15 protein-coding genes and 1 pseudogene are annotated in these 14,265 nt (G+C 65.7%); 7 read left to right on the top strand and 9 right to left on the bottom strand.

Annotated elements, in window-relative coordinates; genetic code table 11:
- Nucleotides 1–58: 58 nt before the first annotated feature.
- The 6 genes from G6N28_RS24285 to G6N28_RS24260 form a co-directional block, all read right to left on the bottom strand.
- A complete protein-coding gene (locus G6N28_RS24285) occupies nt 59–1,009 on the bottom strand; it encodes an acyl-CoA dehydrogenase family protein (RefSeq protein ID WP_163906592.1) in 951 nt (316 codons plus the stop codon).
- Nucleotides 1,010–1,038: 29 nt separating this feature from the next.
- Nucleotides 1,039–2,238, bottom strand: coding sequence for an acyl-CoA dehydrogenase family protein (locus G6N28_RS24280; protein WP_163904820.1), 1,200 nt, complete (start codon nt 2,236–2,238; stop codon nt 1,039–1,041).
- 19 nt (nt 2,239–2,257) lie between these two features.
- Complete coding sequence (locus G6N28_RS24275; protein ID WP_163904819.1) at nt 2,258–3,154, bottom strand: SDR family NAD(P)-dependent oxidoreductase; 897 nt, start codon at nt 3,152–3,154, stop codon at nt 2,258–2,260.
- Nucleotides 3,141–4,346: an acetyl-CoA hydrolase/transferase C-terminal domain-containing protein gene (locus tag G6N28_RS24270; protein ID WP_163904817.1), complete on the bottom strand. Its 1,206-nt coding sequence runs from the start codon at nt 4,344–4,346 to the stop codon at nt 3,141–3,143. Before G6N28_RS24270 ends, G6N28_RS24275 begins: the two co-directional genes overlap by 14 nt.
- Nucleotides 4,343–5,473, bottom strand: coding sequence for an acyl-CoA dehydrogenase family protein (locus G6N28_RS24265; protein WP_163906591.1), 1,131 nt, complete (start codon nt 5,471–5,473; stop codon nt 4,343–4,345). Before G6N28_RS24265 ends, G6N28_RS24270 begins: the two co-directional genes overlap by 4 nt.
- 125 nt (nt 5,474–5,598) lie before the next feature.
- Nucleotides 5,599–6,732, bottom strand: coding sequence for an acyl-CoA dehydrogenase family protein (locus tag G6N28_RS24260; protein ID WP_163904815.1), 1,134 nt, complete (start codon nt 6,730–6,732; stop codon nt 5,599–5,601).
- 144 nt (nt 6,733–6,876) lie between these two features.
- Between G6N28_RS24260 and G6N28_RS24255 the strand changes: the two genes are divergently transcribed.
- Together G6N28_RS24255 and G6N28_RS24250 are read left to right on the top strand one after the other, a co-directional pair.
- A complete protein-coding gene (locus G6N28_RS24255) occupies nt 6,877–7,371 on the top strand; it encodes a MaoC family dehydratase (protein WP_163904813.1) in 495 nt (164 codons plus the stop codon).
- A gap of 148 nt (nt 7,372–7,519) precedes the next feature.
- Nucleotides 7,520–8,236, top strand: coding sequence for a FadR/GntR family transcriptional regulator (locus G6N28_RS24250; protein WP_163904811.1), 717 nt, complete (start codon nt 7,520–7,522; stop codon nt 8,234–8,236).
- Between the two features lie 5 nt (nt 8,237–8,241).
- Here G6N28_RS24250 and G6N28_RS24245 read toward each other — a convergent pair whose 3' ends face one another.
- From G6N28_RS24245 to G6N28_RS24240, 3 genes and pseudogenes are all read right to left on the bottom strand, one after another.
- The gene (locus G6N28_RS24245) at nt 8,242–8,511 is read right to left on the bottom strand and encodes a Zn-ribbon domain-containing OB-fold protein (protein ID WP_163904809.1); all 270 of its coding nucleotides are present in this window, start codon (nt 8,509–8,511) and stop codon (nt 8,242–8,244) included.
- Nucleotides 8,512–8,652 (bottom strand): annotated as a pseudogene (locus G6N28_RS27485) (hypothetical protein); the annotation flags it as partial.
- On the bottom strand, nt 8,649–9,815 hold the full coding sequence (locus G6N28_RS24240) for a thiolase C-terminal domain-containing protein (RefSeq protein WP_235674681.1): 1,167 nt from the start codon (nt 9,813–9,815) through the stop codon (nt 8,649–8,651). The gene G6N28_RS24240 and the pseudogene G6N28_RS27485, both read right to left, overlap by 4 nt.
- A 226-nt stretch (nt 9,816–10,041) precedes the next feature.
- On the opposite strand from G6N28_RS24240, the gene G6N28_RS24235 reads away from it, so the two are divergent.
- From G6N28_RS24235 to G6N28_RS24215, 5 genes are all read left to right on the top strand, one after another.
- Nucleotides 10,042–11,055 carry a Rieske 2Fe-2S domain-containing protein gene (locus tag G6N28_RS24235; RefSeq protein ID WP_163904807.1) on the top strand — a complete coding sequence of 338 codons (1,014 nt, stop codon included), beginning with the start codon at nt 10,042–10,044 and terminating at the stop codon, nt 11,053–11,055.
- A 164-nt stretch (nt 11,056–11,219) separates the two neighbouring features.
- Complete coding sequence (locus tag G6N28_RS24230) at nt 11,220–12,047, top strand: mycofactocin-coupled SDR family oxidoreductase (RefSeq protein ID WP_163904805.1); 828 nt, start codon at nt 11,220–11,222, stop codon at nt 12,045–12,047.
- Entirely contained in the window at nt 12,047–12,274 is a 228-nt protein-coding gene (locus G6N28_RS24225) for a ferredoxin (RefSeq protein ID WP_276001722.1), read from the top strand. Before G6N28_RS24230 ends, G6N28_RS24225 begins: the two co-directional genes overlap by 1 nt.
- Entirely contained in the window at nt 12,271–13,497 is a 1,227-nt protein-coding gene (locus G6N28_RS24220; protein ID WP_163904803.1) for a cytochrome P450, read from the top strand. Before G6N28_RS24225 ends, G6N28_RS24220 begins: the two co-directional genes overlap by 4 nt.
- Entirely contained in the window at nt 13,488–14,240 is a 753-nt protein-coding gene (locus G6N28_RS24215; RefSeq protein WP_163904801.1) for an SDR family oxidoreductase, read from the top strand. Before G6N28_RS24220 ends, G6N28_RS24215 begins: the two co-directional genes overlap by 10 nt.
- Nucleotides 14,241–14,265 lie beyond the last annotated feature (25 nt).

Raw genomic sequence — 14,265 nt, 5'->3', positions numbered from 1 at the left:
CCTGGTGTAAAACCACTTAACTGTTTGACACATTAGCCCACGTATGTAGCAGTCCGTGTCATCCCCCGTCCCAGGTCACCGCCGGTGGCAACCCGGTTCCCGTGGCGCCGTCGGCGAACACCCGCTCCGCCACCGCCTCCTCGAGTTGCCGGTGGGAGCCGCACAAGGCGTCCACCTGTATCCCACGAGCGACGTAGCGATGCAGATCGTGCTCGTCGGTGAGGCCGATGGCGCCGCACACCTGCATCGCCGTTTCGGACACGGCTCGGTGCGCACGACCGGCTGCGGCCTTGGCTGCCTGTGCGATGAGCCGATCGCGGTGCCGCCACGATTCGCCGACAAGCGCACGAACGCCCTCCAACTTGGCGGCCACCTCGGCCAGTGCGTGCCGAACCGATTGGAACGACCCGATCGCCATCCCGAACTGGATGCGTACCTTCGCGTGTTCGATTGCGATGCACAGGATCTCATCAGATATCGCAACCAACTCAGTGGCCAGCGCGCGGTGGGCGGCAGCAACAGCGAGAGGCCATTCCTTGGTGGCGTCGACCAGCGGTCCTGCGAGCTGTCCGCTGACCAGGTGCCAGCACACGGAGGGGTCGAAGGTGTTCAGGGCCGCGGTCTGGAGGTCATCGGCATCCACCACGCCAAGCGATACTCCGTCGGCGCCCGCCACAGGCACGACAAGGACTCCGGCGGGCGGGCCGATCACGACACCTCGTATCTGTCCGTCCTGCGAAGCGGGCGCGCAGCTGTCCGACGGGCCGGGCAATACCAGTCCGTCCACCGGTTCATCGAGGCGTCCGGTGAGCTCGGCCAACATCACCTGGTGCAGGCAATCGGTATGGGTCAGCATGCGGCCCTGGGCATCAAACAGCAGTTGGCACGCCCGGTCCGGGTACGTCGCTTCGATATCGGCCCACCCCAGTCGAGCCAGCCGTGCGGCGATCGGAGCGTGGCCGACGCCCGCGATCTCGGTGAACAACCTCGAGACCGCGTCTTCGATCATCGACCAGGATTCATCGTGCAGTTCGGACTTCACTTCGGCCTCACCTCCCTCGGCAGGTCGAGGACGTGGTCGGCGACGATGCCCCGCTGAACCTCGGCGGAGCCACCCATGATCGTCGCGGCTCGCGAATACCACCACTCGGCACGTGCGGTATCGAGTTCCTCAGCGCTGCTCTTGGTTTCACCGAATGCCAGCGCGCCGTGCCGCATGTCGAAGATCAGATCGTTGACGTCCTTTTCGGCCCGGCCGAACAGCAGCTTGTCGACGCTGCTGTCCGGGCCGATCACGTCTCCGGCGGCGAGGCGGCGCACCGTGCCCGCTGAGCGCGCCTCAGCAGCGAGAACGTCGATGTACACCTGCGCGAAGCGCACTCGATCGGCCACCGTGCACGCCCTCTCCGACAGCGCATCTCGCAGTCGGCCCAGCATGGTGAGCATCTTGGTGGTCACGCCGTAGCCGTACATTCCCCGTTCGAACTGCATCAGGTACATCGCCGCAGCCCAGCCGCACCCGAGGTCGCCGACAAGACGATCACGCGGCACCCGCACGTCATCGAAGAACACCTCGGCGAGTTCTCTGCGCCCACCGGCGAGCGCGATGGGTCGTACGGTCACGCCCGCGGTGTCGACATCGGTGAAGAACATGCTCAAGCCCCGATGGCGGCTTTCCTGGGACCCGGTGCGGGCGAGCACGAGCAACCGGGTTGCGGTCGCCCCCTGGCTCGTCCAGATCTTCTGGCCATTGATGCTGAAGCCAGCATCGCCGTGGTCCAGCGCTCTGGTGCGGAGCCCGGCGAGGTCGCTTCCAGAATCCGGTTCGGAAAAGCACTGGCCCCACCACTCGAGGCCACCGAGGTAGCGGGGGAGGTACTCGGCGCCGACATCTGGGGCGAACTTCAACAGGGTCGGCCCCAATGTCTCGAGCGTCCACAGTTGTGCAGGCACAGGCAGTTGCGCTTGCGAAAGCTCTTGGTAGAAGACCGCTCGATGGATTTCGTTTCCGCCGAGGCCCCCCGCCGCGGCGGGCCAGCCGAACCGGTTCCAGCCGGCCTCGTACAGCCTGCCCAGGATGTCGGCGTCGTGCGCCATCGCGTCTTCCGTACAGTCGAACGCCGCGCTTCTCCAGTCCTGTGCCCAGTCCAGATCGGCAAGGTACTGTCGCAACCCCTGCTCATAGAAGGCGACATCGGTTACGTACCGATGTGCGCACTCAGGTGTGATCGGGGACATCGAACCTCCGTCCAGGAAATCAGCCGGCCGTATCCGTCAGGCCTCGCGGCGAGGTGCCCCAAATCCAGCTGACTGCTCGGCCGACCTCCGAAAACTCAAGGTGCACACCGTTTTTAGCGGTATAACTGGTAGCGGCTTCGGTGAATCCGTCAATCCGGCTGAGTCGGTGGCCGTTGATCCGCAGTATCTGCCCCGTCAACCAGGACGACTCGCCGGACTGCAACCAGGCGACCACTGCAGAGCTTCGTCGGGGGTCCAGCGCGGAATCGTCGGTCCGGCCGCCGAAATACCCTTCGCTGATTCTGGTGGTTGCCAGCGGTGAGATGGCATTGACCGAAACGCCGTAGCGGCGCATCTCCAGCGCGGAGACGACGGTGAGGTTGGCGATCGCGGCTTTGGCCGCGCCATAGGCGGCCTGACCGACATTGCCCCAAAGCCCGGCGCCGGAAACCGTGTTCACGATATGGGCGTCGATCGGCCTGCCTGCCTTCATTTGTGACCGCCAGTAGGTCCCCGCGTGTTTGGTCACGGCGAACGTACCCTTCAGATGCACGTCGATCACGGCGTCCCAGTCGGCTTCGCTGGCATTGGTCAACATCGCATCGCGGACGATGCCCGCGTTGTTCACCACCCCGGTCAGGGTGCCGAAGGTCGAGACGGCCGCGTCGACCATGTCGGCTACATCGTTCCATGATGTCACCGAACCGTTGTGGGCCAGCGCCTTTCCGCCGGCCTCCTCGATCTCGGCCACGACGTCGGCGGCGGGTCCGGCGTCCCCGCCGCTGCCGTCCTTCCCGACACCGGGGTCGTTCACCACCACGGCCGCACCCTCCGCGGCCAACGCGAGGCAGTGAGATCGGCCGATTCCTCGCCCGCCTCCGGTAACTAGTACTACACGGCCGTCAAGTGCCGGCATTGATGTGACTCCTTGCGGTAGAGAACAAGTCGGCGACCAGCTTGCGGCGCTCCGACCAGTCCGCGGTGCGCAGGTCGACGTGGCCGGATTCGGTGACGATGAGATCGATCGTGTGGGCAGAGGTGGACACCGGTCTGCTGAGTTCCGGCACGAGCGGAGCCCGCCCGGTCGCGGACCGAACGGCGATGATCGACAGGCCGCCATGGCTGATGCGGGCCGCGGCGCAGAAGTCGGGGTGCCCTCCGATACCGCCGATGACGTCGGCGCCGATCCCTTCGACGTTGACCTGACCTACGGGATCGATCTCAACGGCGGTGTTCACGGCTATGAACGGCCCGTCGTCGTGGGCCAACCGGGTTTGGTCGTGGGTGAATTCGATTCCTCGCAGTATCGCGCGGTCATCCGCCCAGCGGTACAGTTTGTCGGTTCCCGCCAGGTACGTGGCCGACGGCGTGCCTTCCAGCAATCCGCGACGATCCAGGTCGACCACCGCGTCGGTGAGCATGCCGGTATCGATTCGTAGCGGCACCTGTGCTCGGCGCAGCAACGCCGTACCCACCGAACCGGGTCCATACTGAAGTCGGGCGCCGGCAGGGATGAACTTGAGCACCGCATCGGCTAGCGCGTCATCGGTGGAGTCGGGTGCCTTACCGGACAGCTCGGCGGGGCCGTCATCGCAGTAACCGACGACACGGACCTGTTCGTCGTCGATCGGCGGCAGCGCGCTGGCTCGTGGTGCCGTGTCATCGATTACCCCCAGAACTTCCACGCCTGCGTCGACGAGTGTGCGCTGGTAGGACACTTCCGCGCCGAACTGCAGTCCTCGGCCCCCGCGCACGAGGCGGGTGACGAGTACGGCAGGCCGCAGGGGACCACGGAGCAGTGCCGGCCAGCCGGCCACGCTGCTGGGGACGAATCGCGCGTTGGGGCAACGCATCACGGCGCGCAATCCCCAGCCCGGCATCAGGGCGATCACTTCGCTGAAGGCGTCGGGCTCGATACCCTCGGGCGCGCGGGGCATCCAGCCGAGCAGCAACCGCACCGAACCGACGGCACGTGCAGCGGCGCTGATGGCAGCTCCCACCGAGGTCCCGTCGGTCAGCCGGCGCAACGCACCGGCACCGTCACCCAGCGCGACAGTGCTGCCCGGGCGAAGCCGGCTCGACAATCTGGCTACCAGTGCGGAACTCACTGCGGCTCTTTGGGTAATCCGAGGACACGCTCGCCGAGGATGTTGCGCTGGATTTCGCTTGTACCGCCGAGAATCGTCTGTGCCCGGCCGACGAGCATGTGTTTGACCAGGTCGTCGTCGACGGGATCGACACAGGCATCCACTCCGAGCACGTCGGTCGCCATATCCCCGAGGTCTCGATCGGTCTCCGATGTCATCAGCTTGAGCACCGAGAACGCCGGTGAGGTCAGATTGCCGTCGTCGATCGCGCGCTGCCACGTGGACCGGAGCAGCCACAGCCGAGCCCAGAGCCTGGTCATGGACCGCGAGAGCGCCGGGTCGAGCGTGCCATGCGCACGCGCGGCGTCGAGCAACTCTTCGTGGAACCGAAACATCGAAACCGCCTGCGCACCAAGCGTCAGCCGTTCCCGGCCGAGCGCCACCAGCGCGATCTCCCAGCCCTGACCGACTTCACCGATGAGGGCGTCTGATCCGAGCTCGACACCCTCGAGGAACACTTCGTTGAACTTGCTTTCGGCGTCGATCTGCACCAGCGGACGCACGGAGATGCCGGGGGCGTCCATGGGCACCGCGAACATGGAGAGGTCGAGGTGTTTGCGCGGTCCGGTACGTGCCAGCAACAGCCCGTAGTCGGCGACGGCGGCGGCGGAACTCCAGACTTTTTGGCCATCGACCCGCCAGCCCCGCGAGGTGCGTTCGGCTCTGGTGCGCAGCGCCGCGAGGTCCGAGCCGGCACCGGGTTCGGAGAAGAGCTGCGACCAAATCTCGTCACCGAGCCGGATCGGTTCAAGGAAGCGCCGCCGTTGCTGCGCTGTCCCGAACTCGATCAAGACCGGGCCGACAAGGTCGACGCTGGTGATGTTGAGCTGTCGCGGGACCCCGGCTCGCGCACACTCTTCGGCGAAAATCCCCTGAAACAACACCGATGCCTCGGCCCCGCCGTATTCACGTGGCCAGTGCAGGCAGGTGTAGCCGTGTTCGGCCAGATAGCGATGCCACTTGCGGCCGGCTTCGACATCCTCGACGGTCGGCGTGGCGCCGTAGTCCCGCAACCCGGCCGGCCGGGGCGCCGATTCGAGGAAGCGGTGCACCTCTTCGCGCAGCTGCGCACCGTCCTCCACCGAGATCTGCGCGGTTGCGCCGCGCCCCGCTGTTGGCACCGCACCCGCCTCCCGTAGAGAGATAAATATTTAGCTATTTAAGCTTAGCTTGCCGTTCGCCGGTCGGGCAAGCTTCGGTTCCTGTGCCGCCGCTACACCCGCGTACTGGCCCCAATGACCTCGGCCCCCAACAGATCCCAATGCTGGGCAGGGCGACCGAAGAGCACTTCATCGGTCCTGGCCCGTTTCAGGTAGAGCCCGGCCGAGCTCTCCCATGTGTAGCCGATACCACCGTGGATCTGAAGATTCGAATGAGCGGCATCACGCAGGGCTTCCGAGCACACCGCCTTGGCCAGTGACGGCAACCAATTGGCCTCCGGGGTGTCGTCGTCGAGTGCCCGTAACGCCGATTGAGACGCCGAGCGTGCCCACTCGAGGCTCACGAGCATGTCGGCGCACCGGTGCTTGACCGCTTGGAAACTGCCGATCGGCCGTCCGAACTGTTCGCGGGTGCACGCGTAATCCGTGGCAATCTCGAGGATGCGCTCACAGGCACCGACCTGTTCCGCCGACAGCACCGCCAGCGCGCGCCGGACGTGGCGTTCGATGAGCCCCTCGACCCGGCCACGGGGGTGCAGAAGCCCGGCGGGCGCTTGATCCAGGCTGATTCCGGCCATCGGACGCGTCGCATCGAGAACGCGCTCTACCTCGATCGCCACTCCCGGCGCCGCGGTTTCGATCAAGAACAGCTTGAGCTCGCCCTCCGCTCTCGCGGCCACGACGAGCATGTCGGCGGCAACCCCGTTGAGTACGTGGCGCGCCGACCCGGTGACCGCCCAGGTGTCACCGGTACGCTCGGCCCGCAGTGCAACGGCAGCCGTGGCCCAGAGGCCGCCGTCGCCGGCCAGGACGGCCGCGGCCGTGCGCGAACCGTCGGAAAGTCCGGTCAGCAGGTCGGCGGATGCGCCCGCGTCCAGCAGGAGACCGCTTGCGAGGACCGCCGAGGCGACCAGAGGGACCGGTGCGAGCACCCGACCCAGCTCGTGTGCGACGATTCCGAGCGCTGTCACGCCGTAGCCGGACCCGCCGCATGCCTCCGGAAGCGCGATCGTCGCCACACCGATCTGATCGCACAACACCTTCCACAGCGTGGTGTCGAAGCCACGTGCGCGCCCATCGAGCTCGAAGGCCACTTCGCGAACTCGTTCTTCCGACGCCAACCGCTCGCATGCCGAGCGGACCGCGTTCGCCAGCTCGCGGCGTTCGGTTGATGACGGCACGGTCATCCCACTTGCTCCTCGGCGACGGTCAGAGACAAGGGCCACCGTTCAGCAGCCCGGCTAAGCATATAACTATATATATGATTTATCTCGCAGTGGGTGCGCGAAGGCCACCTCGCCGGAATTTTGCGACCGCGAAAGGGATCAGGCGTGAAGGTGATCAGTTCCATAGAAGACGCCGTGGCATCGATCGGCCAGGAACTGGGCGTGAGCTCGTGGAAGGAAGTGACACAGCAGCGCATCGACGAATTCGCCGCCGTGACCGAGGACGAACAGTGGATCCATGTGGATGCTCGCCGAGCACAAGCCGAAAGTCCTTACGGCACAACGATTGCCCACGGCTTTCTCACCCTTGCCTTGATTCCCGCACTGTGCAAGGAGAACTACGTCGTCACGAACCGCAAGATGGGCATCAACTACGGCATGAACAAGGTGCGCTTCCTGGCGCCGGTCGTCGCAGGCAGCCGAATCCGGGCCCGGTCCCATCTTCTCGATGTCGCCACGGCCGCGGAGGGCACCGCCGACCTCACCGTGCGCCATACGGTCGAAATCGAGGGCTCCGACAAGCCGGCCGCAGTCGTCGAGCTGATCGTTCGCATCATTTTCGCGACGCCGGAGCCGCAGGTAGCGGCGCCGACGACCTGATGTGGCATGATATAGCTAAATAATCGCTATGAAATGTCTGATGCCGACGGGCGGCCGGGCAGGTACGGAGGATGTAGTGACTCGCGCCGCAACAGACGACGGACAAGCCCAACCATCCGCCGCCAACCGTCGTGTCCGCCTCCCGAAGATGGCCGAGCTCGTGGCCAACGCGATCAAGGAGCAGATCGTCCGCGGCGAGCTGCCCGCCGGCGCGATGCTTCCGCCGGAGTCCACGTTGATGACCGAGTTCGGCGTATCGCGGCCAACGCTTCGGGAGGCCTTCCGGGTGCTGGAGGCCGAAGGCCTCCTCGTGGTTCAGCGCGGCGTACACGGCGGCGCCCGTGTCCAACCCCCGACGGCCGAGGTGGCGGCGCGATACGCCGGTCTCTTGTTGCAGTACAAGGGAACTCCGGCCGCTGACGTATACGATGTGCGCGCCGTTCTCGAGGTTCCGTGCGCCGCCGGGCTGGCCCGCACCCATACCCAGGCTGACATCGAGCGCCTGCGCCGGCGGATCAAGGAGGCCGAGGAGGCTGGCACGGATCCGGACCGGCAGGTGGCCGTCCACGTGGCATTTCACGCCGACCTGGTAGAGCTCAGCGGCAACGAGACGTTGATCCTGCTGCATCAGATCGTCAACCAGATCATCGACAAGGATTACTCCTCGCGCGCACGCACAGACGGCCAAGACCCCGAGTGGCAGCATTTCGGTGACGTCACCATGGAGGTTCACGGTCTGCTCATCGACATGATCGAGGCTGGGGATGTCAGTGGCGCAGAAGGCCTTTGGCGCCGTCACCTCGCCGACGGTGCGCTGTACGCGCTGGGCAGCCTGGGCCGGTCGAGAGTGCTCGACATTCTGTAGGGGTCCTACGACCTCGGGACGATCGCCGGCGCCACGAGACTGCCACCGGGAACCCGTCGCACCTCGACGTCGACGACCATCCCCATCTCCAACGGGTGGTGGCCCTCATCGCAGATGATGCCGGCCAGCCGAACGCCGGGCTGGACGTCGAGTTCGACGATGCCCACCTGGTACGGCACGGCCGGGCCGGGAACCGACTGACGATTCACCGTGATCCAGCTGTACAAGGTGCCCGCGCCGGAAACCTCGGTGAACTCGACGGGCCCGGCACACATTCGACACCGTTCCAGCGGCGGATGTACGAACGTCCGGCACCGCAGGCAGCGGCATATCGCTAGGTGACCCGCCGAGATGGCGTTCCAGTAACCCTCGGTCTCCGCATCGGGAAGGGGCCGTGGCCAGGCGTCTTGGATCATGGCGCTTCGGTTCCGTAGATGACCGCGCCGCCGAACGGCCCGGCCCCCGCGGTGACCAGCGCAACGCCGGCAGCGTCGACCTGGCGCTCTCCGGCGTCCCCTCGCAGCTGGGCCACGGCCTCGAAGTGATGGTTCATTCCGTGCAGGTACCCCTCCGACAGGAGGCCACCGTGCGGGTTGACCACGACGTCACCGCCGTAGGTGCCGCGTCCGGCCGCCAGATACGCTCCGGCTTCGCCTTTGCCGCAGAACCCATAGTCTTCGAGCGTGGCCAGCACGGTGTAGGTGAAGCAGTCGTACATCAGGGCGACGTCGATATCGGCCGGTGTGAACCCGGTTCGCGCCCACAGCCGCGGGCCCGCCCACCGGGAGTACATCTCGGTCATGTCGGGCCAGGCCAACCACCCCGAGCCGCTGATCGAACCCGCGCCCCCGCGGTAGTAGACCGGGCGGTGCGCGGTGTCGGCCGCCACTGCCGCAGAGGTGATCAGGATCGCCACCGCCCCGTCGACCTCGTAGGCGCAATCGTTGACCCGGAACGGCTCGCAGATCCACCGACTGCTCAGGTAGTCGTCTACTGTCAGCGGAGTCCGTAGGGCCGCATGGGGATTGCGCTGCGCATGCCGCCGCTGGGTGACCGCGACCTGGGCCAGGTCCTCCTCGGTGCTGTGGTACTCGGCCTGGTATCGCCGCGCCCAGGTTGCGAGGTATTGCGGAGGCACGAGATAGGCGGCGGGCGCGTCGAATTGCGCCTTACCGCCCACCTCCATCGGTGCCGACATGGTGCCGAACCGGTATCCCGAACGGCCGTTGAGCGAGCGGAAAACCACCACTGCGCGGCAACGTCGGGACTCGATCGCCGCGACGGCATCCATCACCACCTGCGCGGCCATGTCTCCGCCGCCGAGCAGGGTCGGCGCCCACTCGATCTCATCCCGTCCGGCCGCCCAGGCGACGTCACCGGACATCGCAGAGTCGTTGAACTGATATGAGGCCCACCCGTCGACGTCGGCAACCGTCAGGCCCGCGTCCGCTATCGCGGATCGGCAGGCTTCAACCGCCATGGCCTGCGGAGTCCGGCCCGAGTTGCGGCTGAACTCGGTGCGACCGATGCCCACGACCGCACACGTCACGGCCACCGCCCGCTTTCCGGCACCACTCATCACCTCGATCGAAGGCCGATTCCTAAAATATTTATCTGATTTGAAAGTATGGACCGTGGTCCTGTCAACAGCCGGCCGCCGGGCGACATGGGCGGCGGTGGTGAATCCACTGAATTAGATTGATGATTTGCCTTTGATGAGCGTACGCTGACGACGTTCTCGAGAAGCGACGGCAGTCGTCGAGCCGGACGGGCCACGATGTCCGCAAATCCATGAGGTGGTGCAGATGAGACAGGGCGCGATCGCCGGATGGACCCAAACCGTCTTCCCGACCGGTTGGTTTCAGGTTGCCTGGTCACCCGAAATCGCCGTCGGCGACGTCGTCGCACGCCATTACTGGTGCCGTGACCTGGTGGTGTGGCGCGGCGCGTCGGGCCGAGTCCATGCGATGGATGCCCGCGAGAAGCGCCGTGGCGTCGATCTCGGCCGCGCCAGCCGGGTGGTCGGAGAAGCGCTCGAATGCGTGGTCGACGGATGGTTGTGGCAGCCCGACGGATCAGCGCTGACGCCCGACGGCACCCGCATCGAAGGGGACAACGTGTTACGCGTCTACGAAACCCGTGAGGTGATGGGCCTGGTCCTGCTGTGGTACGACGAGCTGGGTCGGCCGCCGGCCTGGGAGATCGAGGTCGAGCCCGAGGCGGTGTCCCCGGATTTCTATCCGGCCTGGCCGCATGGTGCCGTGCTGGATCCGATGGCGTGCCAACCGCAGATCATGGCAGAGAACATCGCCGATGTGGTCCACGTGCACTACGCGCATCGCTGGCTGGACATTCCGACGATCACGCAGTGGGACGACGACGGCCCGGTGCTGGTGGTCGGATACCGGGGGCAGTTCAGCAGCCCGCGGGGCCCGGTCGACGCGGAGTTCGGCAACAAGGCTTACGGCTTCGGGGTGATGCGTACGCGAATGCACAGCTTGCGCAAGTTCATTCACATCCTGTGTCCGACGCCGATCGACCGCGAACGTATGGACGTGCGCCTGTCGGCGTGGGTCCAACGCGCGCCGGGGGACACCGGTGACGTCCCCGACAAGGTGGCGATGGCCTTGATCAAGGCCCAGCACGCGGAAGTGCTGGGCCCCAACGTCGACCGCACGATCTGGGAGAACCAGGCGTATCTGGAGCGTCCGGGGTTCCGCAGTCAGGAGCGCCAGTACATCGCGTTCAGGAAGTGGGCGAAGCAGTTCTACCCGGACCCGGCTCAGACGGAGACGCAGACGCCCGCCACGGTGGGTTGAGCGCATTCCGGCGATGACAGGCGCGGCGGGTGGCTCGGGACTTATCTCGGGACTGATGCCCGATTGGGTCTGGACACGGATGACACCGGAATGTATTTTGCTAATCGTATAGCTGTTTAAACTATTTCGCGCGGTCCGCGGGACCCTCTCGATGAGGAACGAAGATGGGCAAACTCGACGGCAAAGTGGCCTTCATCACCGGCGTTGCCCGAGGCCAGGGCCGTTCGCATGCGGTGGCACTGGCGGAGGAGGGCGCCGACATCATCGGCATCGACCTGTGCCGTCAGCTGCCCACCGTCAACTACCCGATGGCGACTCCCGACGACCTCGCCGAGACGGTGAAGCTGGTCGAGGACACCGGGCGACGGATCATCGCCACGGTCGCCGACGTCCGGGATTTCGACGCGCTCAAGTCGGCCGTGGACGACGGCGTGCGCGAGCTCGGACGACTGGACATCGTGTTGGCCAACGCCGGGATCATGGCGCACGGGCTGCCCCCCTTCGACAACTCTCGTGAGGCGTTTCGGGACTCGGTCGACATCATGCTCACCGGGGTGTGGAACACGCTGCAGGTCACCGTGCCTCACCTCATCTCCGGAGAACGCGGCGGCGCCATCGTGATCACCAGTTCGGCCGCGGGCCTGCGTGCGCAACCGACCGACATGGGCGGCGGCACCGACGGCTACTTCGCCGCGAAATTCGGTGTGGTCGGGCTGATGAAGGCCTACGCGAACGCCCTGGGCAAGCACAACATTCGGGTCAACACCGTGCACCCCACCGGGGTGGCGACCCCGATGATCACCAACGACTTCTTCCCCGAGTTCATCGAAGCCAACCCCGACATCGCCGAACACATGGTGAACTCGCTGCCCGTCTTTGCCATCGAAGACGTCGACGTCAGCCGCGCGGTGCTGTTCTTGGTGTCCGACGAAGGCCGTTACGTCACGGGAATCACGATGCCCATCGACGCCGGAATGACGAGCCTGAACTGATGTCCGCGGATTCGGCGCAGCGAAGCGATCGGCGGGTGCGGGTCAGCGTGGATCGGACACGCTGTGCCGGGCACGCCGTCTGCCTGATCCATGCTCCGGCCATCTTCGACATCGACGACGACGGCTACTCCGTTGTCCTTGACCCGACTCCCTCGGACATCGCAGCGGCTCGACGAGCCGAGGAGAACTGCCCAGAGCGCGCCATCAATCTGGAGGAGGAGCTGTGACCTACGTCGATGTCGGTGCCGACGACCCCGAAATCTCGCAATTCCATTACGGTTGCCCCGAGTACCAAGAAGACGCCAATCCGGTCTTCGACCGGATGCGGGAGAAGTGTCCGGTCGCGCACAGCGAACAGTATGGCGGCTTCTGGATGCTCTCGAAGTACGACGACGTGCTCCGCGCCTACCAGGACACCGAACTCTTCTCATCGTATCCGAACCCGATACCGCCCAACGGTATTGGAAGTGAACGCCCCGTCATCCCGGTGGAGACCGACGGGCCCGACCACGCCAAATATCGCAAGATCCTGCAACCCCTGTTCACGGTCGCCCGGTTGCGCCCGCTCGAAGAAAAGATCCTGCAGCACACCAACGAGCTCATCGACAAGATCGCCGAACGCGGCGAATGCGAATTCGTGGCCGAGTTCGCGCACGTTCTTCCCACCCGGATCTTCCTGGACATGATGGGGTGGCCGATTGCGGACGCGCCGAAGTTCCTGGAGTGGACGGAAAAGCTGATGCGCGAGCCCTCCCCGGATCCCGAGGAGTCACTGCGGATCAAGGAGGAGACCGGCTACGAGCTGGTCGGCTACTTCGCCGAGGAACTCGACCGGCGAGAGGAGCTCGGCCCCCCCAAGTCAGGTGACGATGCCGACTTCATCGACTGGCTGCGCTCCGCCTCGTTCGGCGGTGAGCGCCCGCTGACCCAGTTCGAGATCCTGGACTTCATCTTCATCGTGCTGCTGGCGGGGCTCGACACCGTGCAGGGCGTCTTGGGGTTGAGTATCGAGTTCCTCGCCAAGAACCCGGGCTATCGCAGGGAGTTGATCGAGCATCCGGAGCGCATCGAAACGGCGGTCGAGGAGCTGCTGCGGTGGTTCGCCCCGGTACTGCCCGGGCGACGCCTCACCCGCGACGTTGAGATCCGCGGCGTGCAGATGAAAAAGGATGATCGGGTACTCCTGCTGATGGGCTCGTCCTGCCGCGACGCCGACGAGTTCGAGAACCCGATGTCCATCGACTTCCAACGTTCCCCGAACCGCCACATCGCATTCGGCGCAGGGCCACACCGCTGCCTCGGCGCCTTCCTGGCGCGCGCCGAGCTGAGAATCGCAATTCAGCAGTGGCTCGAGCGCTTCCCGGAGTTCGGGATCAAGCCCGGGACATCTGTCGTCCACCATCTCTCGGCCGTACGCGGTGTCACCGAGATGCACCTGGAATGTCGGTGACAATGCGGCCGCGCACGTTGATCATCGGTGGCAGCCGGGGTGTCGGGAAGGCAACCGCTCTGGAACTGGCGTCTCGGGGACATGATCTCGCGCTCACGTTCCACACCGGGCACCGCGAGGCCAAAGAGGTCGCCGGCGAACTCGGGCCGCAGGTGCGCAGCGTTCTGGTGCAGGGCGACATCGCCTGTGACGGTGCACGTATGGTCGACGAGGCCGCCGACGCGCTGGGCGGGCTTGACACGATCGTGGTGACGGCGGTGCCGTTGGTGCTGGGCCGACTCTCCGACGTGAGCGACGCTGACGTCGAGCGATGCTTCGACGTGGTGACCCACGGGTTTCGCCGGGTGGCGATCGCCGCAAGAAGGCATCTGGCGGAATCGCACGGATCGATCGTGGCCGTGAGCAGCCTCGGCGCCGAGAGGTACGCGGGTTACTACGGAGCGCTCGGGCCGGCCAAGGCGGCGCTCGAATCGACCGTCCGCTACCTTGCGGTCGAGTTCGGTCGCTCCGGTATACGCGTCAACGCGGTGTCACCGTGTCTCATCGATGATCCCGCCCATCGACCCGATGCCCCAGACGTCGTGCAGTTCCTCGCCGCGACCGCGAAACGCACGCCACTCAACCGCCGATTGGCCCGTCCCAGCGACATCGCCCGGGTGATCGCCGCCCTCGCCGGTCCTGACTTCAACTGTGTCACAGGACAAATTGTTGTCGTAGACGGTGGATATTCACTGGTCGCCTGAAGTCGATTTGATACCCGTCAAGGAA

This window comes from Mycolicibacterium pulveris (assembly GCF_010725725.1).
GTDB lineage: Bacteria > Actinomycetota > Actinomycetes > Mycobacteriales > Mycobacteriaceae > Mycobacterium > Mycobacterium pulveris.
Note: the sequence above shows the minus strand (reverse complement) of the source record. Positions and strands in the feature narration are given on the sequence as shown.

Bases quoted from the DNA above. Each gene is read 5' to 3' on its own strand.
- G6N28_RS24215 (WP_163904801.1), top strand. From the start codon at position 13,488: ATGTCGGTGACAATGCGGCCGCGCACGTTGATCATCGGTGGCAGCCGG.
- G6N28_RS24240 (WP_235674681.1), bottom strand. From the start codon at position 9,815: ATGAGTGGTGCCGGAAAGCGGGCGGTGGCCGTGACGTGTGCGGTCGTG.
- G6N28_RS24285 (WP_163906592.1), bottom strand. From the start codon at position 1,009: ATGATCGAAGACGCGGTCTCGAGGTTGTTCACCGAGATCGCGGGCGTC.
- G6N28_RS24230 (WP_163904805.1), top strand. From the start codon at position 11,220: ATGGGCAAACTCGACGGCAAAGTGGCCTTCATCACCGGCGTTGCCCGA.
- G6N28_RS24225 (WP_276001722.1), top strand. From the start codon at position 12,047: ATGTCCGCGGATTCGGCGCAGCGAAGCGATCGGCGGGTGCGGGTCAGC.
- G6N28_RS24250 (WP_163904811.1), top strand. From the start codon at position 7,520: ATGGCCGAGCTCGTGGCCAACGCGATCAAGGAGCAGATCGTCCGCGGC.
- G6N28_RS24260 (WP_163904815.1), bottom strand. From the start codon at position 6,732: ATGACCGTGCCGTCATCAACCGAACGCCGCGAGCTGGCGAACGCGGTC.
- G6N28_RS24235 (WP_163904807.1), top strand. From the start codon at position 10,042: ATGAGACAGGGCGCGATCGCCGGATGGACCCAAACCGTCTTCCCGACC.
- G6N28_RS24275 (WP_163904819.1), bottom strand. From the start codon at position 3,154: ATGCCGGCACTTGACGGCCGTGTAGTACTAGTTACCGGAGGCGGGCGA.
- G6N28_RS24280 (WP_163904820.1), bottom strand. From the start codon at position 2,238: ATGTCCCCGATCACACCTGAGTGCGCACATCGGTACGTAACCGATGTC.
- G6N28_RS24245 (WP_163904809.1), bottom strand. From the start codon at position 8,511: ATGTGTGCCGGGCCCGTCGAGTTCACCGAGGTTTCCGGCGCGGGCACC.